At 68.9% G+C, this 24411-nt stretch carries 23 protein-coding genes; 15 read left to right on the top strand and 8 right to left on the bottom strand.

Features of this window, described 5'->3' with window-relative positions; translation table 11 throughout:
- The first annotated feature begins 34 nt into the window (after positions 1-34).
- The 9 genes from PV762_RS18570 (at position 35) to PV762_RS18530 (ending at position 10143) form a co-directional block, all read left to right on the top strand.
- A complete protein-coding gene (locus tag PV762_RS18570) occupies positions 35-892 on the top strand; it encodes a purine-nucleoside phosphorylase (RefSeq protein WP_421036480.1) in 858 nt (285 codons plus the stop codon).
- A gap of 131 nt (positions 893-1023) precedes the next feature.
- Positions 1024-1788 (top strand): deoxyribose-phosphate aldolase, encoded by a 765-nt coding sequence (gene deoC, locus PV762_RS18565; protein ID WP_421036479.1) that lies wholly within the window; start codon positions 1024-1026, stop codon positions 1786-1788.
- 88 nt (positions 1789-1876) lie between these two features.
- Positions 1877-3196, top strand: a complete 1320-nt coding sequence (gene deoA, locus PV762_RS18560) for a thymidine phosphorylase (RefSeq protein WP_421036648.1) — start codon at positions 1877-1879, stop codon at positions 3194-3196.
- Positions 3197-3233: 37 nt separating this feature from the next.
- A complete protein-coding gene (gene trmB, locus PV762_RS18555; protein WP_421036478.1) occupies positions 3234-4001 on the top strand; it encodes a tRNA (guanosine(46)-N7)-methyltransferase TrmB in 768 nt (255 codons plus the stop codon).
- 154 nt (positions 4002-4155) lie between these two features.
- Positions 4156-5385 (top strand): bifunctional phosphopantothenoylcysteine decarboxylase/phosphopantothenate--cysteine ligase CoaBC, encoded by a 1230-nt coding sequence (gene coaBC / locus PV762_RS18550; RefSeq protein WP_421036477.1) that lies wholly within the window; start codon positions 4156-4158, stop codon positions 5383-5385.
- Positions 5386-5434: 49 nt separating this feature from the next.
- Positions 5435-5884, top strand: coding sequence for a dUTP diphosphatase (dut, locus tag PV762_RS18545; protein ID WP_421036476.1), 450 nt, complete (start codon positions 5435-5437; stop codon positions 5882-5884).
- A 161-nt stretch (positions 5885-6045) separates the two neighbouring features.
- Positions 6046-7179 (top strand): UDP-3-O-(3-hydroxymyristoyl)glucosamine N-acyltransferase, encoded by a 1134-nt coding sequence (lpxD, locus tag PV762_RS18540; protein WP_421036475.1) that lies wholly within the window; start codon positions 6046-6048, stop codon positions 7177-7179.
- Between the two features lie 176 nt (positions 7180-7355).
- Positions 7356-8834, top strand: a complete 1479-nt coding sequence (locus PV762_RS18535) for an Ig-like domain-containing protein (protein ID WP_421036474.1) — start codon at positions 7356-7358, stop codon at positions 8832-8834.
- 100 nt (positions 8835-8934) lie between these two features.
- Complete coding sequence (locus PV762_RS18530; RefSeq protein ID WP_421036473.1) at positions 8935-10143, top strand: glycosyltransferase; 1209 nt, start codon at positions 8935-8937, stop codon at positions 10141-10143.
- A 93-nt stretch (positions 10144-10236) separates the two neighbouring features.
- Here PV762_RS18530 and PV762_RS18525 read toward each other — a convergent pair whose 3' ends face one another.
- Positions 10237-13629, bottom strand: coding sequence for an amidohydrolase family protein (locus PV762_RS18525; protein ID WP_421036472.1), 3393 nt, complete (start codon positions 13627-13629; stop codon positions 10237-10239).
- Between the two features lie 255 nt (positions 13630-13884).
- Between PV762_RS18525 and PV762_RS18520 the strand changes: the two genes are divergently transcribed.
- Together PV762_RS18520 and PV762_RS18515 are read left to right on the top strand one after the other, a co-directional pair.
- On the top strand, positions 13885-14349 hold the full coding sequence (locus PV762_RS18520; RefSeq protein ID WP_421036471.1) for a universal stress protein: 465 nt from the start codon (positions 13885-13887) through the stop codon (positions 14347-14349).
- Positions 14350-14364: 15 nt separating this feature from the next.
- On the top strand, positions 14365-14844 hold the full coding sequence (locus PV762_RS18515) for a universal stress protein (protein WP_421036470.1): 480 nt from the start codon (positions 14365-14367) through the stop codon (positions 14842-14844).
- Positions 14845-14997: 153 nt separating this feature from the next.
- Here the strand turns inward: PV762_RS18515 and PV762_RS18510 are convergent, their stop codons facing one another.
- The gene (locus tag PV762_RS18510; RefSeq protein WP_421036469.1) at positions 14998-15753 is read right to left on the bottom strand and encodes a Crp/Fnr family transcriptional regulator; all 756 of its coding nucleotides are present in this window, start codon (positions 15751-15753) and stop codon (positions 14998-15000) included.
- 314 nt (positions 15754-16067) lie between these two features.
- Between PV762_RS18510 and PV762_RS18505 the strand changes: the two genes are divergently transcribed.
- Both PV762_RS18505 and PV762_RS18500 read left to right on the top strand, forming a co-directional pair.
- Positions 16068-16523, top strand: a complete 456-nt coding sequence (locus PV762_RS18505; protein WP_421036468.1) for a universal stress protein — start codon at positions 16068-16070, stop codon at positions 16521-16523.
- A complete protein-coding gene (locus tag PV762_RS18500) occupies positions 16520-17365 on the top strand; it encodes a universal stress protein (RefSeq protein ID WP_421036467.1) in 846 nt (281 codons plus the stop codon). The genes PV762_RS18505 and PV762_RS18500 overlap by 4 nt, the downstream gene beginning before the upstream one ends.
- Before the next feature lie 40 nt (positions 17366-17405).
- Here PV762_RS18500 and PV762_RS18495 read toward each other — a convergent pair whose 3' ends face one another.
- The 4 genes from PV762_RS18495 to PV762_RS18480 form a co-directional block, all read right to left on the bottom strand.
- Entirely contained in the window at positions 17406-18242 is an 837-nt protein-coding gene (locus tag PV762_RS18495; RefSeq protein ID WP_421036466.1) for a universal stress protein, read from the bottom strand.
- 32 nt (positions 18243-18274) lie between these two features.
- Positions 18275-19297 carry a zinc-dependent alcohol dehydrogenase gene (locus PV762_RS18490; RefSeq protein WP_421036465.1) on the bottom strand — a complete coding sequence of 341 codons (1023 nt, stop codon included), beginning with the start codon at positions 19295-19297 and terminating at the stop codon, positions 18275-18277.
- A gap of 295 nt (positions 19298-19592) precedes the next feature.
- Positions 19593-20225, bottom strand: coding sequence for an NAD-dependent epimerase/dehydratase family protein (locus PV762_RS18485; protein ID WP_421036464.1), 633 nt, complete (start codon positions 20223-20225; stop codon positions 19593-19595).
- Positions 20226-20342: 117 nt separating this feature from the next.
- Entirely contained in the window at positions 20343-20714 is a 372-nt protein-coding gene (locus tag PV762_RS18480) for a YciI family protein (RefSeq protein WP_421036463.1), read from the bottom strand.
- Positions 20715-20818: 104 nt separating this feature from the next.
- On the opposite strand from PV762_RS18480, the gene PV762_RS18475 reads away from it, so the two are divergent.
- Together PV762_RS18475 and PV762_RS18470 are read left to right on the top strand one after the other, a co-directional pair.
- Complete coding sequence (locus PV762_RS18475) at positions 20819-21085, top strand: hypothetical protein (protein ID WP_421036462.1); 267 nt, start codon at positions 20819-20821, stop codon at positions 21083-21085.
- Entirely contained in the window at positions 21085-21633 is a 549-nt protein-coding gene (locus PV762_RS18470; RefSeq protein WP_421036461.1) for a hypothetical protein, read from the top strand. The genes PV762_RS18475 and PV762_RS18470 overlap by 1 nt, the downstream gene beginning before the upstream one ends.
- Before the next feature lie 10 nt (positions 21634-21643).
- On the opposite strand, the gene PV762_RS18465 is transcribed toward PV762_RS18470, so the two are convergent.
- Positions 21644-21832, bottom strand: a complete 189-nt coding sequence (locus tag PV762_RS18465; protein ID WP_421036460.1) for a helix-turn-helix domain-containing protein — start codon at positions 21830-21832, stop codon at positions 21644-21646.
- A gap of 269 nt (positions 21833-22101) precedes the next feature.
- Positions 22102-24204, bottom strand: a complete 2103-nt coding sequence (gene fusA, locus PV762_RS18460; RefSeq protein WP_421036459.1) for an elongation factor G — start codon at positions 24202-24204, stop codon at positions 22102-22104.
- Positions 24205-24411: the final 207 nt, after the last annotated feature.

The following is a 24411-nucleotide window of genomic DNA, read 5'->3' as shown; positions in this document are numbered from 1 at the left end:
GACGCGGCCGCCTGGCCGCGACAGGAGAACGAACATGTCCATCCCCCTGCAAGGCGCCGCGCTAGACGCCGCCATCACCGCCAGCATCGCCACGCTGAAGTCGACCTTCGGCGAGCAAGGCCCCGAAGTGGCCGTCGTGCTGGGCTCCGGCTGGTCCGGCGCCGTCGACCAGCTGCAGGACGTGCAGCACCTGCCGTATGCGCAGCTGCCGGCCTTCCCGCAGCCCAAGGTCGAAGGCCACGTGGCCGAGATCGCCGTGGGCCGCGTCGGCCAGCAACGCGTGGCGATGCTGCGCGGCCGGGCCCACACCTACGAGAGCGGCGACTGCACCGGCATGGCCGGCGCGATCCGCAGCCTGAAGGCCTGGGGCGTGAAGGTGCTGGTGCTGACGAACGCGTCGGGCAGCCTGCGCTCGCACCAGCCCCCGGGCAGCCTGATGCTGATCTCGGACCACATCAACGCGCCGCAGCGCTCGCCGCTGACGGGCCTGCCGGGCAGCGACCGCTTCTGCGACATGAGCGTCGCCTACGACGCGGAGCTGCGCCAGCAGGGCTTCAGGATCGCCCGCGAGCACAACATGGTGCTCACCGAAGGCGTGTACGTGTGGGCCGTCGGGCCGCACTTCGAGACGCCGGCGGAGATCCGCATGTTCGCGGCCTGGGGGGCGGACGCGGTCGGCATGAGCACCGTGCCGGAGACCATCCTGGCGCGTCACGCCGGTCTGCGCGTCGCCGGCCTGGCGCTGATCACGAACATGGCCGCGGGCATGTCCGACGAAGCGTTGACGCATGCGCTGACGCTGCAGCAGGCCAAGGTCTCGGGCGACCGCGCGGCGGCCTACCTGGGCCACTACTTGGCCTCGCTGGCGACGCTGGCATCGCTGAAGGCCTGAGCCCCGTCGGTGCAAGATCGGGGCGACGGACCCCGGTCGTCCGACCGCCGGAGGCAGATCGCCGCGGTCCGGCGGACTGCCGGGCCGGCCGTTTGTGAATGAGCAGTAGGGAGTAGTCGATGAAGTCGGAGATGAGTCTCGAACAAGCGGCGCGCCTGGCGCTGCAATGCCTGGACCTGACGAGCCTGAACGACGGCGACACCGCCGCCGACATCGAGGCCCTGTGCCAGCGCGCGATCGGCGCGGAGGGCCGTGGTCATGTCGCCGCCGTGTGCGTGTGGCCGACGTTCGTCGCGCAGGCGCGCGCCGCGCTGCCCAAGGACATCCGCGTCGCCGCGGTCGCCAACTTCCCCGACGGCAGCCTGGATCTGCCGCGCGTGCTGGCGGAGATCGACGCGATCGCGCAGGCCGGCGCGCAGGAGGTGGACGTCGTGCTGCCGTACCGCGCGCTGATGGCGGGGCAGTCGACCGAGGTCGGTGAATTCCTGTCCGAGGTCCGGCACGCGACGCGGCCGCTGACGCTCAAGGTGATCATCGAATCGGGCGAACTCGGTTCGACCGCGCGCATCGCCGAGGCCACGCGCCAGGCGCTGATGGCGGGGGCGGACTTCGTCAAGACGAGCACCGGCAAGACCAAGGTGTCGGCGACGCCCGAAGCGGCCGCGACCATGCTGCGCGAGATCGCCGGCAGCGGCCTGGGCAACGCGGGCTTCAAGGCCTCGGGCGGCATCCGCTCGGTGGTCGACGCCCGCGTCTATCTGCAGCTGGCCGCCGAGGCGCTCGGCGCCGCCGCCCTGACGCCGCAACGCCTGCGCTTCGGCGCGAGCGGTCTGCTGGGCGACATCGAGGCGGTCCTGGCCGGCCAGGACAGCGCGGCGGTCAGCGCCGCCTACTGAAGCAGCGCGCGACGAGCGCAAGCCGCGACGACCCGCCCCGATGGACGAGGGGCGGGCGCATGACGACAACATACCAAGGGACGCGGCGATCATGCTGGCTCAGGAAATCATTCGAACCAAGCGCGAGGGGCGCGCCTTGGACGAGACCCAGATCCAGCACTTCGTGCGCGGCCTGGTGGACGGCAGCTGGAGCGAAGGCCAGGTGGCGTCGCTCGGCATGGCGGTGTTCCTCAAGGGCATGGGGCGCGACGAGGCCGTGGCGCTGACGCGCGCCATGATGAACAGCGGCCGGGTGCTGAGTTGGCCGGACATGCCGGGGCCGGTGCTCGACAAGCATTCGAGCGGCGGCGTCGGCGACAAGCTGAGCCTGATGATCGCGCCCATGGTGGCGGCCTGCGGCGGCTACGTGCCGATGATCGCGGGACGCGGACTGGGGCACACCGGCGGGACCGTCGACAAGCTCGAAGCGATCCCCGGCTACACGACGACGCCGGCGCCGGCCGACTTCGACCGCATCGTGCGCACGCTGGGTTGCGCCGTCATCGGCCAGACCAGCGATCTGGCACCGGCGGACAAGCGCTTCTACGCGGTGCGCGACATCACCGCGACGGTGGAAAGCGTGCCGCTGATCACCGCAAGCATCCTGTCGAAGAAGCTCGCCGCCGGTCTGCAGGGCCTGGCGATGGACATCAAGTGCGGCAACGGCGCGTTCGCGGCGACGCCGGAATTCGGACGCGAGCTCGCGCAGAGCATCGTGGACGTGGCCGGCGGCGCCGGCCTGCGCACGCGGGCGCTGATCACCGACATGAACCAGGTGCTGGGGCACGAGGTCGGCAACGCGCTGGAAGTGCGCGGCGCCATCGACTACCTGACCGGTCGCCGCCCGCGCGAGGCCCGCACCCATGAACTCACGCTGGCCCTGTGCGCCGAGATGCTGGTGCTGGGCGGACTCGCGCCCGACACGGCGTCGGCGCGCGTGAAGCTGCAGGCCGCGCTGGACAGCGGCGCGGCGGCGGAACGCTTCGCGAAGATGGTCGCCGCGCTCGGCGGCCCGGCCGATCTGCTGGAGAAGCCCGAGGCGCGTCTGGCGTCGGCGCCCGTCGTGCGCCCCATCGCGGCAGCGCGCGCAGGCCGCATCGTCGGCATGGACACCCGCGCGCTCGGGCTCGTCATCGTCGAACTCGGCGGCGGCCGGCGCCTGCCGGGCGACGCGCTCGACATGCGCGTGGGCCTCGACCGCTTCGCGCAGCTCGGCGACGTCGTCGCGGCCGGCGATCCGATCGCCTTCGTGCATGCCGCCGACGAGGCCTCGGCCGATCGCGCCAGCGCGCAGGTGCTCGCCGCCATCACCGTCGGCGACGCGCCGTCCTGGGCGCCGACGCCGCTCGTCATGGCGGAACTGGGCTGATCGCTAGAATCCCGGCCCTCGATTCCTGATTCACGACATGTCCGATTCCATCGACTCCATCGACGATCCCATCGACAGCGACAGCATCAACGCGAGCGAATCGCCGGCGGGCGAGGGCGTCAACCACCCGAAGGCGCGCATCCGCAGCTTCGTCGTGCGCCCTGGGCGCATGGGCACTGGTCAGGTGAGGGCGCTCGCGGAACTCGGACCCAGGTTCGTGCTGCCGTTCAAGGACGAGGCGCTCGACTACGAGGCGGCCTTCGGCCGCCAGGCGCCGGTGGTTTTCGAGATCGGTTTCGGCATGGGGGCGGCCACCGCCCAGATCGCGCAGGCGCTGCCCGACATCGATTTCATCGGCTGCGAGGTGCACGAACCCGGCGTCGGCGCGCTGCTCAAGCTGATCGGCGAGCAGGACATCGCCAACATCCGCATCTTCCAGCACGACGCGTTCGAGGTGCTGGGCGCGATGATTCCCAAGGGATCGCTCGCGGGCGTGCACATCTACTTCCCCGATCCCTGGCACAAGAAGCGCCACAACAAGCGCCGGCTGGTCCAGCCGCCGTTCATCGCCAAGCTGGTGCAACACGTGGCCCCCGGCGGCTACCTGCATCTGGCCACCGACTGGGAGCCCTACGCCCAGCAGATGCTGGAGGTGCTCAGCGGCGATCCGGACCTGGTGAACACCTCGACCCGCGCGGACGGTTACGCCGACAAGCCCGAGTACCGCCCGCTGACCAAGTTCGAGAACCGGGGCCTGAAACTGGGTCACGGCGTCTGGGACCTGGTGTTCAAGCGCAAGGCCTGACCCGCGCGCCGCGGGCCGGTGTCCCGGGTTCGCGGGTCCTCGCTCCGCATCCCGCCCGTCGGGGCGGCGCCCCACGTGACAAAGGTCAGGCACGGCCGGACCTGCAAGGCCTTTCAGGGATCGCCAAAAGGTCGCGCTGGTAGAGTTCCTCTCTATGTCCGAATCCAACTCCCTCGCCGGCCGGCACGTCCTCCTGGGCCTGTCCGGCGGCATCGCCTGCTACAAGATCGCCGAGCTGACGCGGCTGTTCGTGAAGGCCGGCGCCACGGTGCAGGTCATCATGACGGAGGCCGCGGAGGCCTTCATCACGCCGGTGACGATGCAGGCGCTGTCCAACCGCCCGGTCTTCACCAGCCAGTGGGATGCGCGCCCCGACAACAACATGGCGCACATCAACCTCACGCGCGAAGCCGACGTGATGGTGGTCGCGCCGGCCAGCGCGGACTTCATCGCCAAGCTGGCGCAGGGCCGCGCGGACGACCTGCTGTCGCTGACGGCGCTGGCGCGTCCGGCGCACAAGTGCGCGCTGCTGCTGGCCCCCGCGATGAACCGCGAGATGTGGGCGCACCCCGCCACGCAGCGCAATCTGGCGCAGGTGCAGGCGGACGGTGCGCTGGTGATGGGCGTGGGGTCCGGCGACCAGGCCTGCGGCGAGGTCGGCGACGGCCGCATGCTCGAGCCGATGCAGTTGCTGGAGCACGTGGTCTCGCATTTCCAGCCGAAGGTGCTGGCCGGACGCAAGCTGCTGATCACGGCCGGACCGACCTACGAGGCGATCGATCCGGTGCGCGGCATCACCAACCGCTCCAGCGGCAAGATGGGTTTCGCCGTCGCGCGCGCGGCGGCGGAGGCGGGCGCCGAGGTGACGTTGATCGCCGGTCCGGTGCACCTGCCGACGCCGCTGGGCGTCACGCGCATCGACGTGCTGAGCGCGCGCGAGATGCTGGATGCGGTGCTGCCGCGCGCGGCCACGCACCAGGTGTTTGTCGCGACCGCGGCGGTCGCGGACTGGCGCCCGGCGCAGACGGCCGAACACAAGATCAAGAAGAACGCCAAGGCGGGCGAGGCGGTCGCGCCCGCGCTGGACCTGGCGGAGAACCCCGACATCCTGGCGACCGTCGCCGCCATGCCGCATCCGCCGCTGTGCGTCGGCTTCGCGGCGGAGAGCCAGGACCTCATCAAGCATGCGCGCGAGAAGCGCCAGCGCAAGAACGTGCCGCTGATCGTGGCCAACATCGGTCCGCAGGCCTTCGGCCAGGACGACAATGCGCTGACGCTGGTCGACGCGCGCGGCGAGCGCGAGCTCTCGCGCGCCGACAAGCTGACCCTGGCGCGCGAGCTGGTGCGCGAGATCGCGCAGCGGCTGACCACTTACGGCACCTGAAGCCGTCGCGGCCCTTCAGATTGCCAGGACTTCCTTTCCGACTGATTCCATGACCACCATCGATCTGAAGGTGCTCGACCGCCGCATGGCCGAGCAGCTCCCCGCCTACGCGACGACCGGCAGCGCCGGCCTGGACCTGCGCGCCTGCCTGGACGAGGCGATCACGCTGGCGCCCGGCGACACCGTGCTGGTGCCGACCGGCCTGGCCATCCATATCGGCGACGCGGGCCTGGCCGCGATGATCCTGCCGCGCTCGGGACTGGGTCACAAGCACGGCGTGGTGCTGGGCAACCTCGTCGGCCTGATCGACTCGGACTACCAGGGCCAGCTGATGGTCAGCGTGTGGAACCGCGGCAAGGATGTGTTCACGATCCAGCCGATGGAGCGCATCGCGCAGATGGTGATCGTGCCGGTGGTGCAGCCGAGCTTCCGCGTGGTCGACGACTTCGACGCGTCCTCGCGCGGCGAGGGCGGTTTCGGTTCGACCGGCAAGGCCTGATGGCGGCGTGTCGGTCTTCTGGCGAACCGACGCGCTCGACTTGAGGAGGCCGCACCGCTGATCGGCCAGGCGGCGACTGCGGTTGCGCGCGGATCCGCCAGTGTCAAACCGGCGCCGGCTGCGCAGACTGCTGGCCTTTCGATGCTCGAAAGGCGAAGCAGATGACGATATCGGACGCGGACGACAGGGCCGGACCCCGAACGACGGGGCCGGCGGCGACACGGGTCTGGCGGCTCTCGGAGCTGGTGCGGCTGCTGGGCGGCAGGCTGCGCGGCAAGGACCGCGACGTGCGCGGCATCGCGGCGCTGGAGGGGGCGGCGGCGGACGAGCTGTCATTCCTGGTGTCGCCCAAGCACCTGCCGGAACTCGCGACCTGCCGGTCCGCGGCCTTGATCGTGCCGCCGGCGTGCGCCGACGTTGCGGCTGCGGCGGGGCGCAGCCTGATCCTGACGCCGGATCCCTATCTCTACTTTGCGCGGGCCGCCTCGCTGATGTATCCGTCGGCGCCGGCGCGCGGCGGCGTGGATCCGCGTGCGGTGATCGGGATCGACGGCATGATCGCCGCCTCGACGGAGGTCCGCGCGCTGGCCTGCATCGGCGACCGCGTGACGATCGGCGAGCGCTGCGTGATCCATGCTGGCGTGGTGATCGGCGATGACGTCCGCATCGGGGACGATTCGGTGCTGCATCCGCGCGTCGTGGTGCACGACGGCTGCGCGATCGGTCGGCGGGTGACGATCTACAGCGGCGCCGTGATCGGCGCGGACGGCTTCGGCATGGCCTGGAACGGGGGCGAGGGCAAGGACGGCGGGCACTGGTGCCGCATCCCGCAGCGCGGGGGTGTGGTCATCGGCGACGATGCCGAGATCGGCGCGAATTCGGCGATCGATCGGGGCACGCTCACGGACACGGTGATCGGGCGCGACGTGCGCATCGACAACCTGGTGCAGATCGCGCACAACGTGCGCATCGGCGACCACACGGCGATCGCGGGCTGTGCGGGCATCGCGGGCAGCACGCGGATCGGCGCCCGCTGCCTGATCGGCGGCGCGGCGATGGTGGTGGGACACCTCTCGATCGCCGACGGCACGACGATAGGCGCCGGCACGCGCGTGTCCAAGAGCGTGCGCGAGCCGGGGCACTACACGTCCTACTTCCCGTTCTCCAGCTTCGACGACTGGCGGCTGAACGCCGCCCACCTGCGACAGCTCGACAGGATCGTCGGCAGGGTCAAGGACGTGGAGGCGGCCGTGAAGGCATTGGGGGAGTTGCAAACACCGCCGACGGTCGGCTGAAGGCGGACGGCTGACTGAGTTTCGCGATTCCCTTCATGAGGTCGAACAGGGCTGACACATCAACGTCGTCGTGGCCTTGGACAAGGCATGCCTGATATCGGAAAGCGAGTCTGCACGCGAGTGCCGGATGGCGTCCCTACCGACAAACTCATCGTCTTCCCAATTCCTGAGAGCCGATGCCGATGTCAGAACGCCAAGCAGTGAACCAGCCCCTCCATCGCGCCAAGCCGGCGCGCAAGCGCAAGCCGGGAGAGGGCGGCGACGAGAGCCTCCCCGTCGCCAAAGCGGCAGCCGATGCCGGGCAGGAGTCGCCGCCGGCGGCCATGGTGGAAGACGGTCCTGACGGACGTGGCCTGGAGACGGTCGAGGGCTTGATCGGTCTGGTGGGTGTCGGCGTCGCCGGCGTGGTGGCAGCGGGCCTGCGTGGCGGCTCCGGTGGGGGGGAGATCGCCCCGACGGGCGACGTCGTCGTGGCGAGACCCGTGTCGCCTCCCGCGACCGGTACATTGATTCCGGAGACACGCGAGCCTGCGGTCACGCTGCCCAAGATCCCGATGACGAAGTCGCCGGATCCCGTGGAAGGGGTGGGCACGCGGGGACCTGGCACCCAGGTGCCGGGCATCGTCGATCCGACCGTCGAGCCGAAGATCGAACCCAAGGTTGAGCCGAAGATCGTTCCTCCGATCGAAGTCGACACGACACCGCCTGCCCGTCCCACGCTGGCGCTGAAGCGCGACACGGGTTCCGACGCCAACGATGGGGTCACGAGTGACTCGACGATCACGGTGTCGGGACTGGAGCAGGGCGCCTCATGGCGCTACAGCCTGGATGGTGGCAAGACCTGGCACGTGGGTCACGGGTCGGAAATCTCGGATATCAGGTTCGACGGCGACCACAAGGTGCAGGTGGACCAGACCGATCAGGCGGGGAATGTCAGCGACGCGACGTCCTTGACATTCACGCTGGACACCGGGGCACCGCGCTTGTCACTGAAGAACGATACCGCTCGTACCCGTTACGACGGCGCCTCGGGGACTGAGGTGGCCGTGGACGGGTCTCACAAGCACGACGGCATCACGAAAGACGGGACTTTGAGCGTCTCCGGTCTGAACGAGGCGGCGATCTGGCAGTTCAGCCTTGACGAGGGGCGCTCGTGGCGAGTTGGTGACGGCAACGAGATCCCGGCTCGCGAATTGGGCGCGGATGGCCAGAAGACCGTGTGGGTCAAGCAGCAAAGCGGAGACAAAGACAGCGGACTGTCGTCTTTCTCCTTTGTCCTCGATACCGAGGTGAAGCCCGTTGTCCCCAGGTTGAAATCCTCTGAGGGGACGGACGAACGTGGCGTTCCGTTCTCTACCGACCCCGTGATCGTCTTCGACGGTTTCGAACAGGGAAACAGCATGAGTTGGGTCATGTATGGCGGGCGAGCCGGACAAACGGAAGAACCCAATTCTCATTCGATGAGCGGCGATTCGTTCGAGCTTCCGCTGAAGACGGATTGGAGACCATTTCCCATGCACATCCGCGAAGCGACGCAGACGGACGTTGCCGGCAATGCGTCCGAGTCGTCCGCGCTCTTCAGCTTCGACTTCAGGCGCCCGGAGATGCCTGCACCGACTCTGGGACTTCTACCTCCCGACACGATCTTTCCGTGATCAATCCCCGTACCCGTACCCGTACCCGTACCCGTGCCCGTACCCGTGCCTGTGCCTGTGCCTGTGATGCGCTGATGCCCCAGCGGGGAGACGAGTCGGCGTGAAGACGTTCGTGCTGTGTTGGGAGCTCGGTGCGGGGCTGGGTCATGTGGGGCGGCTAATACCGATCGCGAAAGCCCTGGAGGCGCGCGGCCATCGTTGCGTGCTGATGGTGAGGGACCTGGTCCAGTCGGGCGGGTTGCTGCGGGAACTGGGACTGCCGGCGCTGCAGGGACCGGTCTGGCTGCATCAGGTCAACGGTCTGCCGGATCCGCTGGTGAGCTTGTCGGAGATCCTGCTCGGTCATGGCTACCTGCTCGCCGCCACGCTGTCCGGGCTGGTGGGCGGCTGGACCTCGGCGTTGGAGACGATAGTCGCGGACGCGGTGATCGGCGACTACGCGCCCACGGCGGTGCTGGCGGCGCGAGTGCTCGGCTTGCCGTCGATCACGGTGGGACTGGGCTTCTACATGCCGCCGGATGTGCATCCGATGCCGTCCTTCCTGACCGACGCGGCCGTGTCGCCGCAGCGGCTGCAGCAGGCGGACGCGCGCGTGCTCGAGACGGTCAACGCAGTACTGGGCGCCGCTGGGCGCGCGCCACTGGCGCGCGTATCGACGCTGTTCTGCGGCGACGCGCCGCTGCTCTGCACGTGGCCGGAGCTCGACCACTACGGCCGCGACGCGCTGCCGCCCGGACAGCGATGGCTCGGACCGAGCTTCATGACCCGGGGCGGCGAGCCGCCCGCGTGGAACGACGGGGAGGGGCCACGCGCCTTCGCCTACCTGAAAGCCGGGCACCCTGCCAGCGTCGATGCGCTCCGGGCGCTGGACGCGGCAGGATGCCGGACCTTGTGCTACATGCCCGAGGTCGCTGCGGGACGGGCACCTCCCGTCAGCTCGCCGCTGATCCGCTACGCGAAGGCGCCGGTGGACGTCGCGGCGGCGATGAAGGACGCCCGGCTGATGGTCACGCATGCCGGCGAGGCGACCATCGTGCAGGGGCTGACAGCCGGCGTGCCGGTGCTGATGCTGCCGATGCATCTGGAGCAGGCGCTGATGGCGACGCAGGTCGCGCGCACCGGCGCGGCGATCAATGCCAACGGCATGAAGGGTTCCGGCCCATTGACGACGGCCGTGCGGCGGCTGCTGCACGAGCCCGCCTTCGTCGCACAGGCGCGCGCCTTCGCCGAGCGGCATGCGACGTTCGATCAGCAAGCGCAGATCGAGGCGATCGCCGAGGCGGCGCTGGGGTTGCTATGGTCGCAGTAGGCGAACATCTCCGACGGCGGCACCTCCGCCTGGCTGATCTGATCCGATCCACTGCGGCCTTCGCAGACGGTGGGCTCATCGTTGCCTGATGGCTCAATCCCCGTGCCCATGCCCCTCTTCGACACCTGCCGCCGCCGCATCCACCGGCGCGCTCGCATTCACCCCGTCGAAGAAGAACGGCTTGCGCGGCTTCTTCGCCGGCCAGACCTCGTTCATCGACGGGATGTCGAAGACGCGTCCGCCTTGCATGACTTGCGAGATGCGATCACTCTGGCGGATGTCCTTCAGCACGTCGCCGTCGAGGATCACCAGGTCCGCGAGCTTGCCCGGCTCCAGTGAGCCGATGTCCTTGTCCAGGCCGAGATAGCGCGCCGGGTTGAGCGTCGCGGTGCGGATGGCCTCCAGCGAGGTCATCCCGCCCAGTCCCATCATCCACATCTCCCAATGCGCGCCCAGGCCCTCACGCTGGCCGTGCGCGCCGATGTTCACCGACACGCCCGCGCGTTGCAGCTCGGTCGCGGTCTTCGCGACCTGGATGACGTTGAAGTCCTCTTCCGGCGCCGTTTCGCGGCGCACGCTGCGCGGTTCCAGCACGGCCTTGGGCACGAACTTGCTGAGGATCGGATGGCGCCACACGTCCGTGCGCGCGTACCAGTAGTGCTCGCCGTCCAGGCCGCCGTAGGCGACGTTCAGCGTCGGCGTGTAGCCGACCTGGGTCTGCGGCCACAACTGCTTGACGTCGTCGTAGACCTTGCCGACCGGCAGCGCGTGCTCCACGCCGGTGTGGCCGTCGACCACCATCGACATGTTGAGCTGGAACAGCGAACCGCCTTCCGGCACGACCATCATGCCGGTCTCGCGTGCCGCTTCGAGCACCTGCTGGCGCTGGTCGCGCCGCGGCTGGTTGTAGCTCTTCACGCTGATCGCGCCGGCCGACTTCAGCCGCTTCAGATGGGTCTGCGCGTCCTCCAGGCTGTTGATCACCGCGGAGAAATCGGCCTTGGCGCCGTACAGCACCGTGCCGGTCGAGAAGATGCGCGGTCCCACCACGCGGCCCGTGCGCTGCATCTCCGACTGCGTGTAGATGTCGCTGGTGCGGTTGGACGGGTCGTGCAGCGTCGTCAGACCGAAGGCCAGCGACGCGTAGTTGATCCAGCTCTGCTGCGGGATGATCTCGCTCTCGGCCATGGTGCCGTGCCAGTGCGCGTCGATCAGGCCGGGGATCACCGTCTTGCCGGCCGCCTGGATCGTCTCCGTGCCCGCCGGGATGGTCATCGACGCGCGCGGCCCGATCGCCGCGATGCGGTCGCCGTCGACCAGGATGGCGCCGTCCTCGATCACTTCATCGGGTTTGCTCGCGCTCATCGTGACGATGCGGGCGCCGACGATCGCGATCCGGCCCTTGGGCTTGTCGGCGGTCAGCGTGAGCTGGATGGTCGCGCCGCGCTCCGCCGGCTTGAAGCCCGGCTGCAGCGCCTGCGTCAGCGGCACGGTGAACAGCTCGTTGCCGAGCGCGTAATGCAGCGCGTACGGCTGCGACTTGCCGTCGCCCGACCACTGGAGGTCGTCGCCCGCGTTGACGTCGAGCTTCCTGACCGGCATCGCCTCGGCCTTCGGTCCCACCATCTGCAGCTTGCCCGCGGGCGCGAGCGGCGTGACGTAGGTGTGGAAGCGTTCGGTGAAGCCCAGCCACTGGCCGTCCGGCGACACGGTGAAGCGGGTCGCGAACTCGCTCTTGGCGACGGCGAACTCGCTGCGCTCGACGAGGTTGAGGCGGACCAGCTGATGATTCGAGTCGACCTCGCCCGTCGTCTGCTTGCGGGTGACGTAGAGCGTCTCTCCGTCGGCGCCGAACTGCGGCGCCTCGCCGTCCTTGGTGACGCGGCGCGGCCGGCCCTTGCCGTCGGCGGCGGCGACGTAGACACCGGGTTCCAGGCTGTTCCAGGGCGAGGTCAGGAAGCCGCCCTTGGCCTTCTGGTAGGCGACGGTCCTGCCGTCCGGCGAGAACGCCGGCGACAGGTACTTGCCCGCCTCCGGCGTGACGACGGTATCGCGACCGCCGGCGAGGTCGAGCACGCGCACGCGGCCCTGGTCGGCGTCGTTCCAGCTCACGTAGACGAGCTGCTTCCCGTCGCGCGAGAACGCCGGGAAGTATTCGAAGCGCTCAGTCTGCGACGTGAGGCGTTTCGCCTCGCCGACCGGCTGGCCGTCGCGCAGTTCGCTCGCGTAGAGGTAGCCGGCGGAGGAGAACACCACGCGCTTGCCGTCCGGCGAGACCTTGACCCAGCGCAGCATCTTCGAGTCGAAGGTCGCGGGCGCGACCTCATGCGCGAAGCGCAGCGCGGGCGTGACCTGGCGCTCGTCCTTCACGTGGAAGGGGATCTCGGCGGCGCTGGACTTGAAGGGATCGATGCGCCACAGCTTGCCCTGCGCCCACGCCACGACCTGCCTGGAATCGGGCATCCACGCGATGCCGGGGTAGACGCCGTGGACGGACCAGGACTCCTGCAGGTCGCGTTCCATGCCGGTCCAGGCGGGGAACTCGCGACCGGTCTTCAGATCCTTGAGGAACAGCGTGGTGCGGCTGCCCGTGGCGTCGCGCAGGCGGCGGATGAAGGCGAGGTACTTCCCGTCGGGGGAGGGCGTCGGGCGGATCGCGCCGCCGGGGCCGGTGACGAAGGGCTCGCTGGTGCCGTCGGTCAGGTCCTGGCGATAGATGCGGAAGATCTCGCCGGTGCTGTCCTTGTTGTATTCGAACTGGCGCCCGGGCGTGCTGTCCTGCGAGTAGTAGAGGAACTTGCCGTCGGGCGACAGCGCGGGTTCGCCGAGGTCCTTCTGCCAGTTCGGCTTTTCGTTGAGCTGCTGGCCCTTGCCGCCGTCGACGTGGTAGAGCCAGATTTCGCCGCTGCCCAGCGAGCGGGTGCCGGTGAAGTGCTTGCGGGCGGCGATGTATTTGCCGCTCGGATGCCAGACGGGGTTGTTGAGCAGGCGGAAGTCTTCGGTCGAGATCGCGCGGGCGTTGGAGCCGTCGGCGTTCATGACCCAGATGTTGTCGCCGCCGCCGGCGTCGGAGACGAAGGCGATCTGCTTGCCGTCGGGGGAGAAGCGGGGTTGCATCTCCCAGGCGATCGAATGCGTGAGCGCCTTGGCTTCGCCGCCACCGACGGGCATCACGTAGAGGTCGCCGAGCAGGTCGAAGACGATCTGCTTGCCGTCGGGACTGACGTCGACGGACATCCAGGTGCCGGTGTGCACGTCGATGGTGGCGATCTTCTTGTCGCCGGGGGGCTGGTTGACGTTCCACTTTGCGGCGGGCGCCGAGGCGGCCGTGGCGGGCGAGGGCGCCGAAGCAGGGGCGTCGGCCGCGAAGGCCGCGGCCTGCAGCGCCAGCCCGAAAGCGATCACGCCCGCGCGGGCGGGCGTGACGGTGAAAGTGGTCCGGACGGTCGTCGGCGAGGCCTGCTTCGTGAGCATCTTGTTCGTCATGGGGCACCCTGGGATGAAGAGTGCCGGCAGCATATTCGCCGCCTGCTCGGAAACCCGACCGGGTTTGCGAGGGCATGACGAATGGCAGTGCGGAGGGCGCATCTTCAGCAGCCGGTTCGCCGACCGGGCGGCGGCGCGACCCGACGGCAATCCTGCGTTTGCTCAATCGGCGGCGGCTTCCCACTTCCCAGAATGAGGGGGCTCAACGCTGGCGGCCCGGCCTGAGCCCGTGTTCCCGGGCCGCGGGAGTTCCGCATGTACAAAAGAATCCTCGTGCCCATCGACGGCAGCGTCACCGCCAACAGAGGCCTGGAGGAGGCGATCCGCCTGGCCACCGGCCTGCACGCCACGCTGGTCTTGCTGCACGTCGTCAATGAACGGCCGGCCGTGCTGGAGACCGCCTCCGCAATCGCCTTCGACGAAGTGCGGCGGCAGATGCTCAAGGAGGGCGACAAGTTGCTGGGTGACGCCAGCTTGTGGGCACTCGATGCCGGTGTCACCAGCGAGGCGGTGCTCAAGGAACTGCCGGCGGGGCGCATCGCCGACGTCATCGTTGCGGAGGCCGCGCACACCGCCTGCGACCTGATCGTGATAGGCACGCACGGGAGGCGCGGCATGTCGCGTCTGTTGCTGGGCAGCGATGCTGAACTGGTCGTGCGCGAGAGTCCTGTGCCAGTGATGCTCGTTCGCCGGCCTCCGCCAGAAGCCTCATCCACCTGAACCGAGTAGCCGCAGATGTACCGCTCTCTCCTTGTTCCCCTGGACGGCAGCGCGACCGCCGCAAGAGGACTGCGCGAGGCCATTGCCCTCGCAGCACCGCTCGACGCCCGCATCACGCTGCTGCACGTGCTGGATGTCTATCCGTTCTTCGGCCATGCCGGGCTCACCGGACAGCTGGAACTTGAACTGGCGCCCCGGCGCGAGGTCGCCAACGACCTCCTCGCCGCCGCGGCCCTCGACGTGCAGGACGCGCACTTGCCCGTTTCTATCGTGCTGAAGGAAACGCTGGACGCCCACGCCGGTGCGGAGATCGTCCGGCAGGCTCGCGAGCTGGCATGCGACCTGATCGTCATGGGCACGCACGGGCGTCGCGGACTGTCGCGCATGCTGGTTGGCAGCGACGCGCTGGTGGTGCTGCGCGACAGCCCTGTGCCGGTCCTGCTCGTCGGCCCGCCGGACAAGGACATGCCTGCCGCCGGGGGGACTGCCCGATGAGCTGGCGCGCGATCGTGGGGGTGGCCTTGGCGCTGGTGGCAATGTTGGGGCTGCTCAGCCGCCTGTACGTCTTTCTCGTGACACGGGACTGACGCAAAAGAAGGGGCGGCCGCTCGGGCCGCCCGCCACCGCCCACCGTCCAGTCCTTGCCCGTCAATGCGCCAGCACTCGAGGCCCATCGCGCTCCGGACGGGTCGTGCTCTGCCGAGCCACCAGCCCGCCCTCGTCCACGAGGTCCACCTCCCTGTGGTTCACCCGGATCAGGCCTTCGGTCGCGAGGATGCCCAACGAGCGGCTGACCGACTCGTGCGAGACGCCCAGCAGGCTCGCGATGTCGCGCCGGCTCATGCGCAGCCGCAGCTTGCGTGGCGGAAACTCGAGCAGCGCTAGCCGCGCCGAGAGCTGGAGCAGGAAGCGCGCCAGCCGCACCTCCGCCGCGACCGCCGCCATGTTGTGCAAGGTGGCGCCGCGCCGGGCCAGCTCCAGGCTTGCTGCTCGGGCCTGCAGGCGCGCCAGCAACGGATGCTCCCGGGTCGCGCGTTGCCACTCCCGCAGCGCCAGCACGGCCACGGAGGACGGCTCCAGCGCCGTCGCGGCCGTGGCATGGCGCTCGTCGTGCAGGCCATCCAGCGCGAGGATGTCGCCCTTCAGCGCGAAGGCATGGACCTGCTCGTAGCCGTCACACTCGGTCTGGAACACCTTCAGCGTGCCCGAGCGCACGAAATACAGGCTCTCCATCGGCGCCCCCTCCACCACCAGCAGTTGCCCTGCGGACAGCCACTTCACCGGGAAGCTCACATCCCGCAACGAGCTCGCTTCCTCGACCGGCATGCCGCCCCAGCGCAGCAGATCCATCCCTGTGCAACGCGCGGCCTCGCCTTCCGGCGAGCCGGCAGTCCCTGTCGTCATCATCACGTCGCTCCTTGACCGGTCCGATGATCCAGCGTCCGCCAACGGACGCCTCACGCATCGCAGACCACCACGCCTTCGAGGCGCGCAGGGCAACGTTAGAGCCAGCCTTCCTCGCGCACAAGCAGACTATTTGACATGCATCAGAGAACACGGCGCGTGTCCCTGAAGCGGGGCGTCCGATGCCGGATTGCGCAAGCGCAAGGGGTCTGCCGAACGCCCCACCAGAATGGTCCTCATGGAACCCATGGCCGTTCCCGTTCCCGTTCCCGTCTCCATTTCGCCCCTCAACCCATCGTTCGCTGAGGTCGACCATGTATCGCAAAGTGCTACTTGCCTTTGATGGCAGCCCACCCGCCAACGCTGCGCTGGCCGCGGCCGCCATGCTGCTGCGCGGACAGCCCACCGAGCTGGAGCTGGTCTATGTGATGTCCGACCTGCCGCTGAGCGTGGAGTTCTCGGACGCGACCCTGCTTGAGGCGTCGCGCTCGTCGCAACGCGCCGCCGCCGAGGCCATCCTTTCGCACGCCAGCCGACACCTGGAGGAGAACGGCCTGTCCGCGCTGAGCACGATCCTGGACGCCAGCGGACGCCGCACGGCGGAGGCGATTGTGGAGCGCGCCGTGCGCGAGCGCGCCGGCCTCATCGTGATCGGATCCCATGGTCGCCGCGGCGTCAGCCGCGCACTGCTCGGCAGCGATGCGGAGCTGGTGGCCCGGCTGTCGCCGGTGCCCGTGTTGATCGTCAAGGAACCCGGTCACGCGCCATGATCGCGGACGCTGGCGGATGGCGGTCCATCGCCGTGCAGGTCGGCCTGGGAGCCGCGGCGCAGCGGCGCATCAACGCGGCGCTGTTGCTGGCCCGCTGGTTCGACGCTCGCGTCACGGGCGTGAGCGCCGGTGCGAACGCCGCCGGCATCGAGGCCGACCCCTCCTCTTCGCTGCGCTGGAGATCGTCCACGGACGCCGGGTCGATCGATCGCGTCACCCTGCGCCAGCGCCTGCGCGTCCAGTGCGATGCCGCGGGGGTCCGTTGCGGCGATGTGGCGCCCGACGCCGGGCAGACCTCGGCGGCGCTCGTGCTGGCGAGTCACGCCGCGGACCTGCTGGTCGTCACGCAGCCGGTGGCGAGCCCGCCGGGCGGGCCGCTCACCATCGACGACCTTGAGGTGGTGCTTCGCCTGGCGGCTCGTCCCGTGCTCATCCTCCCCGCGGCGAAGAGCGAGCCACTGTCTACCCGGAACGTTCTGATCGCCTGGGATGGCAGCGGCGCCTGTGCGCGGGCGGTGGCCGATGCGCTGCCGCTGCTTCGGCGCGCGGGCCAGGTGCAGGTGGTACAGCTCATCTCCCTGGGAGCCGCTCGCACCGGCCTGACGGATCGGTGGCCGCCGTTGCGCGACTGGCTGCGCCGGCAAGGTGTCGCGGCGGTGAGCCGCACGATCACCCTCGAGACACGACCTGGGCGCCAGCTCCGGTGCCTGGCGGAGCTGCTCGAGCCGAAACTCGTCGTGATGGGCGCCTATGGCCGGGAAACCTGGCGTGCGCCCTGGATCGGCCGAACCACGCGCTTCATGCTCGAAACCTCGTCCGTGCCGCTGCTGGTCTCGCACTGAGTCTCGGGTCGGCGCGGGACCAGCCGGCCAGCGGCGCCGGTCAATGCGACATGAGCACGGGCACCGTCATCGTGCTGAGCAAGGCGCTCGACGTTCCCCCGAACAGGAGTTCGGACCAGCGGGGATGACTGTAGGCCCCCATCACGATCAGGTCGGTGTCCAGGTCGCAGGCGGCTGACAGCATGGCCTCGCCGATCGGCAGGGTGGTTACCAGATCTTGAGGTTGCGCGTCCACCCCCTGGAAGGCCAACCACTGATGCATGCTGTGCAGGCGCTGCAGCGCTCGGCCGCCGTCGGGCTCGTGCCGCCAATGGGCGAGCAGCACCTGCTGGGCCCGTCGGAGCAAGGGCAGCGCGTCGGTCATCGCGCGTACGGCTTCTCGGCTCTCGTCCCAACCGATGAGCATGCGCCGCATGCGCAGCGGTCCGTGATGCGTGCAGGGCACCAGCAAAGTCGGCCGCGCGCCATGCAGCAACACCTGCTCCAGGGTCGACAGCTCGTGCCGGTGACCGGCCCGCGCGGGATCGGGCTGGCTCATCACCAGCAGGTCGGTGCAATGGGCGCGGCCGGCCAGCGAGGTCGCGACGGGGCCTTCATCGGTGATGGCCTCGAACGACGGCAAACGCGCGGCCTCGCAGCGCGCGCGAAAGTTTCCAGCCGCCTCCTCGGCCTGCTCGATCAGCAGCAGCCAGGCGGACGTCGCGTGAACCCCGAGCAGCGCGGCTGCGCCCGGCGTGGCCGGCAGGTCCACCAAACCGGTGGGCGCGACGCCGATCAGGTGGGCATCGAAGTCCTGCGCCAGGTGGATCGCCACCTCGGTGCGCGCGGCGCAGGTCGGTGCGCCATCCAAGCCCACCATCACGGTCCTGTAGGTCATGTCGTGCTCCTCGCACGGGGCCGGCCCGCACTTCACTCGAAGCTCAGCACGGCTCGGCCCTCGATGCGACCGCCTCTGAGCGCGTCGAAGATGACGTTGACGTCTTCCAGCGCGTGTCGGGTCGTCTCGGCATGGACCTTCTTCTCCGCGGCGAACTGCAGCGCCTCGTTGAGATCCTGGCGTGTGCCGACGATGGAGCCACGCACCGTCTTCGCGTTGAGCACGACATCGAAGATCGGCAGCGCGAAATCGCCTGGCGGCAGCCCGACCATCGACATGGTGCCGCGCTTGCGCAGCATGGCCAGCGATTGGCTGAACGACTGCCGCGACACGGCGGTGACCAGCGCCCCGTGCACGCCCTGCAGCTCCCGATGCAAGACGACGGCGGGATCGTCTTCGACGGCGTTGACGCAAAGCTCTGCCCCCAGCGCTGCGGCCAGGCCAAGCTTGGCGGCGTCCACGTCCACCGCGACGACATGGAAGCCCATCGCTCGGGCGTACTGGATGGCCAGGTGGCCCAGCCCCCCGGCGCCAACGACAGCGACCCACTGACCGGGCCGGGCGTCGAGCACTTTCAATCCCTTGTAGACCGTGAGACCCGCGCAAAGGATCGGCGCAAGCGCCTCGAACGAGCCCTGTGCCGGCAGGTGGCCGACGTAGTGGGGATCCGCAAGGACGTATTCGGCGAAGCCTCCGTTGACGCTGTAGCCGGTCATCTGCTGGTGATCGCACAGGGTCTCCCAGCCTGTGAGGCAATGCTCGCAATGGCCACAGGCCGTGTGCAGCCACGGCACGCCGACGCGGTCACCCTCTCGGACATGCGTGACCCCAGCGCCGACGGCGGCGACGGTGCCCACGCCCTCGTGTCCCGGGATGAAGGGCAGCTGCGGTTTGACCGGCCAGTCGCCGTCGGCGGCATGCAGGTCGGTGTGACAGACGCCGCAGGCGGCGAGCTTCACGAGGACCTGGCCGGACCGTACTTCGGGAACGGGCACGTCCTCGATGACGAGCGGCTCACGGAAGGCGTGGACCACGGCGGCTTTCATGGTGTGCATGGCAATTCCTTGTTGGGGGCGTGCAGCACCGCTTGCGCGCGCCCGACGGCAAACGCCGGGATCAGCCGACGATGTGCCCGGCTGATCGGCTCAGCGTAGGCTCGACTCAGCCCGAGGCGATTGCGTTGGATCAATTGCCCGGATCCTCGGGAGAGGTTGCGTTTGGCGACGCCGGATATCAAGGGGTCCAAAAGCGCCCGGATGCTGCAGGGCCGCGTGGCACGTGGCGATGCGCCCTGGCTAACGAGGCCTGCCCATTCCATTCATGGAGCCCGACTTCCTGGCCGGCCGAGGCTCAGTTCATCTCGTCCGATGCGATCCACCGCAGCCCCGGTCGTGCTGCCACCACAGCGTCGAGCAACGCTGCAGCGATGCTGCTCGCCGGATTGATGCGCAAGCGCTTCGGCAGGATCGGCGTGAGCAGTCGGGTCAGCGCCATCGCCGCGCCTTCGGCGCTCCGCGTCTCGGACCGCTCTCCGCCGATCAGGGTGGGCCTGCAGATCGTCAAGGACCGGAACCCGATGGCCTGGATGTCCCGTTCCACTACTCCCTTGGTCCTCGTATAGAAGAACCAGGAGTCCGCCGACGCGCCGACCGCTGAGACGAGGCCGAAGGTCTCTGCGCCGACGGCATGTGCGGCCTTCGCAAGCGCGATCGGCAGTTCGTGGTCGACGTGCCGGAACGCCTCTTTCGACCCGGCCTTGGCCAGGGTCGTGCCCAAGGCGCAGATCACCGCCTGCGGCCGGTACGACGCCAGCATCGAAACGAAGTCATCGAGTCGCGGGCAGACGGGATTCACCAGCTTGCTGGCCGCAGGCAACGGCTTGCGAGTCGGCGCGATCACTTCGGAGATCGCGTCATCGGCCAGCGCGAGTGCCAGCGCATGGCTTCCCACCAGGCCGGAGGCGCCGAGCAGCAGCAGTGTCATCTTTGACTCTCCTCGAACCTGTCGATGCGATCGTTGGATGTCCTCAAGGCTGTTCCTTCCGCCATCGCTCGATGTCGTCCCGGGTGCCGTCGCGCGGTGCCGGTCTATCTCGAAGGCTCAGAGGGAAAGATAGAAGTCCGTCGGAATGAGCTCGACGGCCCAGCCTCCCGCTTCGCCGATCTGTGCGGCCGGGTGCATCGCGGCGATGCGCAGCGCCTCTTCGGGACTGTCCGCCTCGATGATGAACAGGCCGCCGACGACCTCCTTCGACTCCGTGTAGGGGCCGTCGGTGATCTGCGTCTTGCCGCCGCGCGGACGCAGCGTCTTCCACTTGTCGAGATCGCCCAGCGACGCGGAGACCAGCATCTTGCCGGTCGCGCGCATCTTCTCGTCCAGCGCCGGGCATTGGCTCACCAGCGCCTTGACGTCGTCGGGCGGCATCTCGTCGAACTTCTCCGGCGTGAAGTAGGCGAGTCCGAGGTATTTCATCGAGGGTCCTTTCAGAGGGTTGATACCGTGACGACGAACGAGGCGATCGGAAATCGACGACGGCCCAGGGCCGCATCGGCATTCAGGTACGCTTCGCCCCGATCATGATGCGCATCTCCCCAGTCAAAGTCATCGCCGGCCTCGCCGCCGTCATCCTCGCCATCGGCGGCCTGTTCTTCGCCTCCGAAGCGCGTCAGGGCGTGGTCAACATGTTCTCCGTCATCCGCCTGAGCTCGCCGGCGAAGCACCCGCAGGCGGCCCGGCCCGCCGATACCGGAGCCGTCGCCTCCGGCGTGCGGGTCATTCCCATCGGCGTGTCTCCCCCGTCCCGTCCGGCCTCGGCCAGCACGGGGCGGTCGGACGGACGCTGATGCGCTTTCCCCGTCGCTTCGACGGCGCTTTGATGAGCCCGCCCGATCCGCTCGTCGCGGGCGGTGCAGGCAGCGTCGACGTCGCTGGCCGTACGGTCGATGCTGCGCTGCTTGAGACGATCCGGGAATGGTGCGAAGGCGGCGCCTATCCGTCGCTGACCGAGCCGCTGCGTGTGGCCGGCATCGCGCCGAATCCCGCGCTGGACGGAGTCGCCTGCGAGCTCGACGGCAGTCGCGACCTGGCGCGTCTGAGTCGTTGGCGCGGCCTGTGGTGGCGCTTGCAGATCCTGTGGCGCGAGTGCATGACGAAGCGCGGCGCTCAGCCCGACGACCCCTGGGATTGCGGTTGGTGGCGAGAGGGTGCGCCGGGGCCCGCCGAATCCTTCCGACCGCGCCGGGCCACGCTGTTGATGGTGCGCGCGCCGGATCCTGTCGTCGCCGCGGCGCTGCTGTCCGCGCTGCGCGCCAACAGCGCGGCCTACGCGCAGCCGGTGCGCGTGCTGGTGGTGTCGACCGCGGCCGTGGACGGTCTCGTGTGGCTCGCCTGAACCCGCGTATTCAGCCCGTCGACAGGCGCCACGGATCCTGCCGCTCCGCAGCGTCCTGCTGCCGGAACGCCTTCGGCGAGAGCCCGACCGTGCGCTTGAACACCTTCGAGAACCCGAACGCATCCTTGTGGCCGACGGCCGCGGCCACCGCCTCCAGGCTGTGCCCCGCCTGCGCCAGCAACTGCACGGCGCGCTTCATGCGCAACCACGCGCAGATGATTCAGCGGCGTGTCGCCCATCGCTTCCCGGAAGCGCTCCGCCAGCGCCGTGCGCGACAGTCGATCAAGGAGGGGATGGGGATCGTGGGTCGATCGGGCACCATGATCTTGGGCTGCATCCCCGCGATTCCGGCACCGGTGGTCCCGTCGAGTGGTCCTCAGACGTTGATGTAGATCATCTGAAAGCAAATGGGCCGCTCTCGCGGCCCATTCGGGTATGACGCCTCGGGCGTCAATCAACAACGGCAGATCACTTGGCGCGAGCGGTCATGATCGCGTCGGCGACGTTCTTCGGCGCCTCCGAGTAGTGCTTGAACTCCATCGTGTAGGTCGCGCGGCCCTGCGTGGCCGAGCGCAGCGAGGTGGAGTACCCGAACATCTCCGACAGCGGCACTTCCGCCTTGATGATCTTGCCGCCGCCCACCATGTCGTCCATGCCCTGCACCATGCCGCGGCGGCTGGACAGGTCGCCCATCACCGTGCCGGCGTAGTCCTCGGGCGTCTCGACCTCGACCGCCATCATCGGCTCCAGGATCACCGGGCTGGCGCGCCGGCAGGCTTCCTTGAAGCCCAGCGACGCGGCCATCTTGAACGCGTTCTCGTTGGAGTCCACGTCGTGGTACGAGCCGAAGGTCAGCGTGACCTTCACGTCCACCACCGGATAACCCGCCAGCACGCCGTTGGGCAGGCTGTCGATGACGCCTTTCTCCACCGCCGGAATGAACTCGCGCGGCACCACGCCGCCCTTGATCGCGTCGACGAACTCGAAGCCCTTGCCCGGCTCCTGCGGGTCCAGCGAGAACACCACGTGACCGTACTGGCCCTTGCCACCGGACTGGCGCACGAACTTGCCTTCCACGTCTGACACCGACTTGCGCACCGTCTCCCGATACGCCACCTGCGGCTTGCCGACGTTGGCCTCGACGCTGAACTCGCGCTTCATCCGGTCCACGATGATCTCCAGGTGGAGTTCACCCATGCCGGAGATGATGGTCTGGCCCGACTCCTCGTCCGTGCGCACGCGGAAGGATGGATCCTCCGCCGCGAGACGCCCGAGCGCGATGCCCATCTTCTCCTGGTCCGCCTTGGTCTTGGGCTCCACCGCCTGCGAGATCACCGGCTCCGGGAAGATCATCCGCTCCAGCGTGATGATGGCCTCGGGGTCGCACAGCGTCTCGCCGGTCGTGACGTCCTTCAGGCCCACGCAGGCGGCGATGTCGCCGGCCAGGATCTCCTTGATCTCCTCGCGCTGGTTGGCGTGCATCTGCAGGATCCGGCCGATGCGCTCCTTCTTGCCGCGCGTCGGGTTGTAGACCGAGTCGCCCGACTTCAGGATGCCCGAGTACACCCGCACGAAGGTCAGCTGGCCCACATACGGATCGGTCATCAGCTTGAAGGCGAGGGCGCTGAATTTCGCGTTGTCGTCGGCCGCGCGCGTCGTGTCCTGCTCGTCGTCGTCGGTGCCGTGCACCGGCGGGATGTCCACCGGCGACGGCATGAAGTCGATCACCGCGTCCAGCATCCGCTGCACGCCCTTGTTCTTGAACGCCGTGCCGCACAGCATGGGCTGGATCTCGCCCGCGATCGTGCGCTTGCGGATCGCGCGCCGGATCTCGTCCTCCGACAGCTCGCCGGTCTCGAGGTACTTGTTCATCAGCTCCTCGTCGGCCTCGGCCGCCGCCTCGACCATCTTCTCGCGCCATTCGTCGGCCTGCGCCTTGAGCTCCGGCGGGATCTCCTGGTAATCGAAGGTCATGCCCTGCGTGGCGTCATGCCACAGGATGGCCTTCATCTTGAGCAGGTCGATCACGCCCTTGAAGTGCTCTTCCGCGCCGATCGGCAGCACCACCGGCACCGGGTTGGCCTTGAGCCGGTCCACCATCATCTGGCGCACCCGGTAGAAGTCCGCGCCCACGCGGTCCATCTTGTTCACGAAGGCAAGACGTGGCACCTTGTACTTGTTGGCCTGGCGCCAGACCGTCTCCGACTGCGGCTGCACGCCGCCGACCGAGTCGTACACCATCACCGCGCCGTCCAGCACGCGCATGGAACGCTCCACCTCGATGGTGAAGTCCACGTGCCCCGGGGTGTCGATGATGTTGATGCGGTGCTCGGGATAGGAGCGGTCCATGCCCTTCCAGAAGCAGGTCGTGGCCGCGGAGGTGATCGTGATGCCGCGCTCCTGCTCCTGCGCCATCCAGTCCATCGTGGCCGCGCCGTCATGCACTTCACCGATCTTGTGATTGACCCCGGTGTAGAACAGGATGCGCTCCGTCGTCGTCGTCTTGCCGGCGTCGATGTGCGCCGAGATGCCGATGTTGCGGTAGAGCTCGATGGGGGTCTTGCGGGACATGGTGGTCTCCAGTGGCGAGGGACGACCCGCGCGCGCCACCTTCAGGGGAGGCGTGCGCCGGGTCCGAGAACCGACCAATGTAGCGACAAGCCATGACCCCCGCCATCGGCCATCCGGAAGAACCCGGCGCCTCAGGGGGCGAGGAGCGCGCCACCCGGCATGCCGCGCGCCCGCGGCACCCCCGCGAATGAGGGACGCGAAATCGGG

This window comes from Mitsuaria sp. CC2, assembly GCF_048957715.1.
Taxonomy (GTDB): Bacteria; Pseudomonadota; Gammaproteobacteria; order Burkholderiales; family Burkholderiaceae_C; genus Roseateles.
The sequence above is the reverse complement of the archived record's forward strand: the minus strand, read 5'-3'. Positions and strand labels throughout refer to the sequence as shown.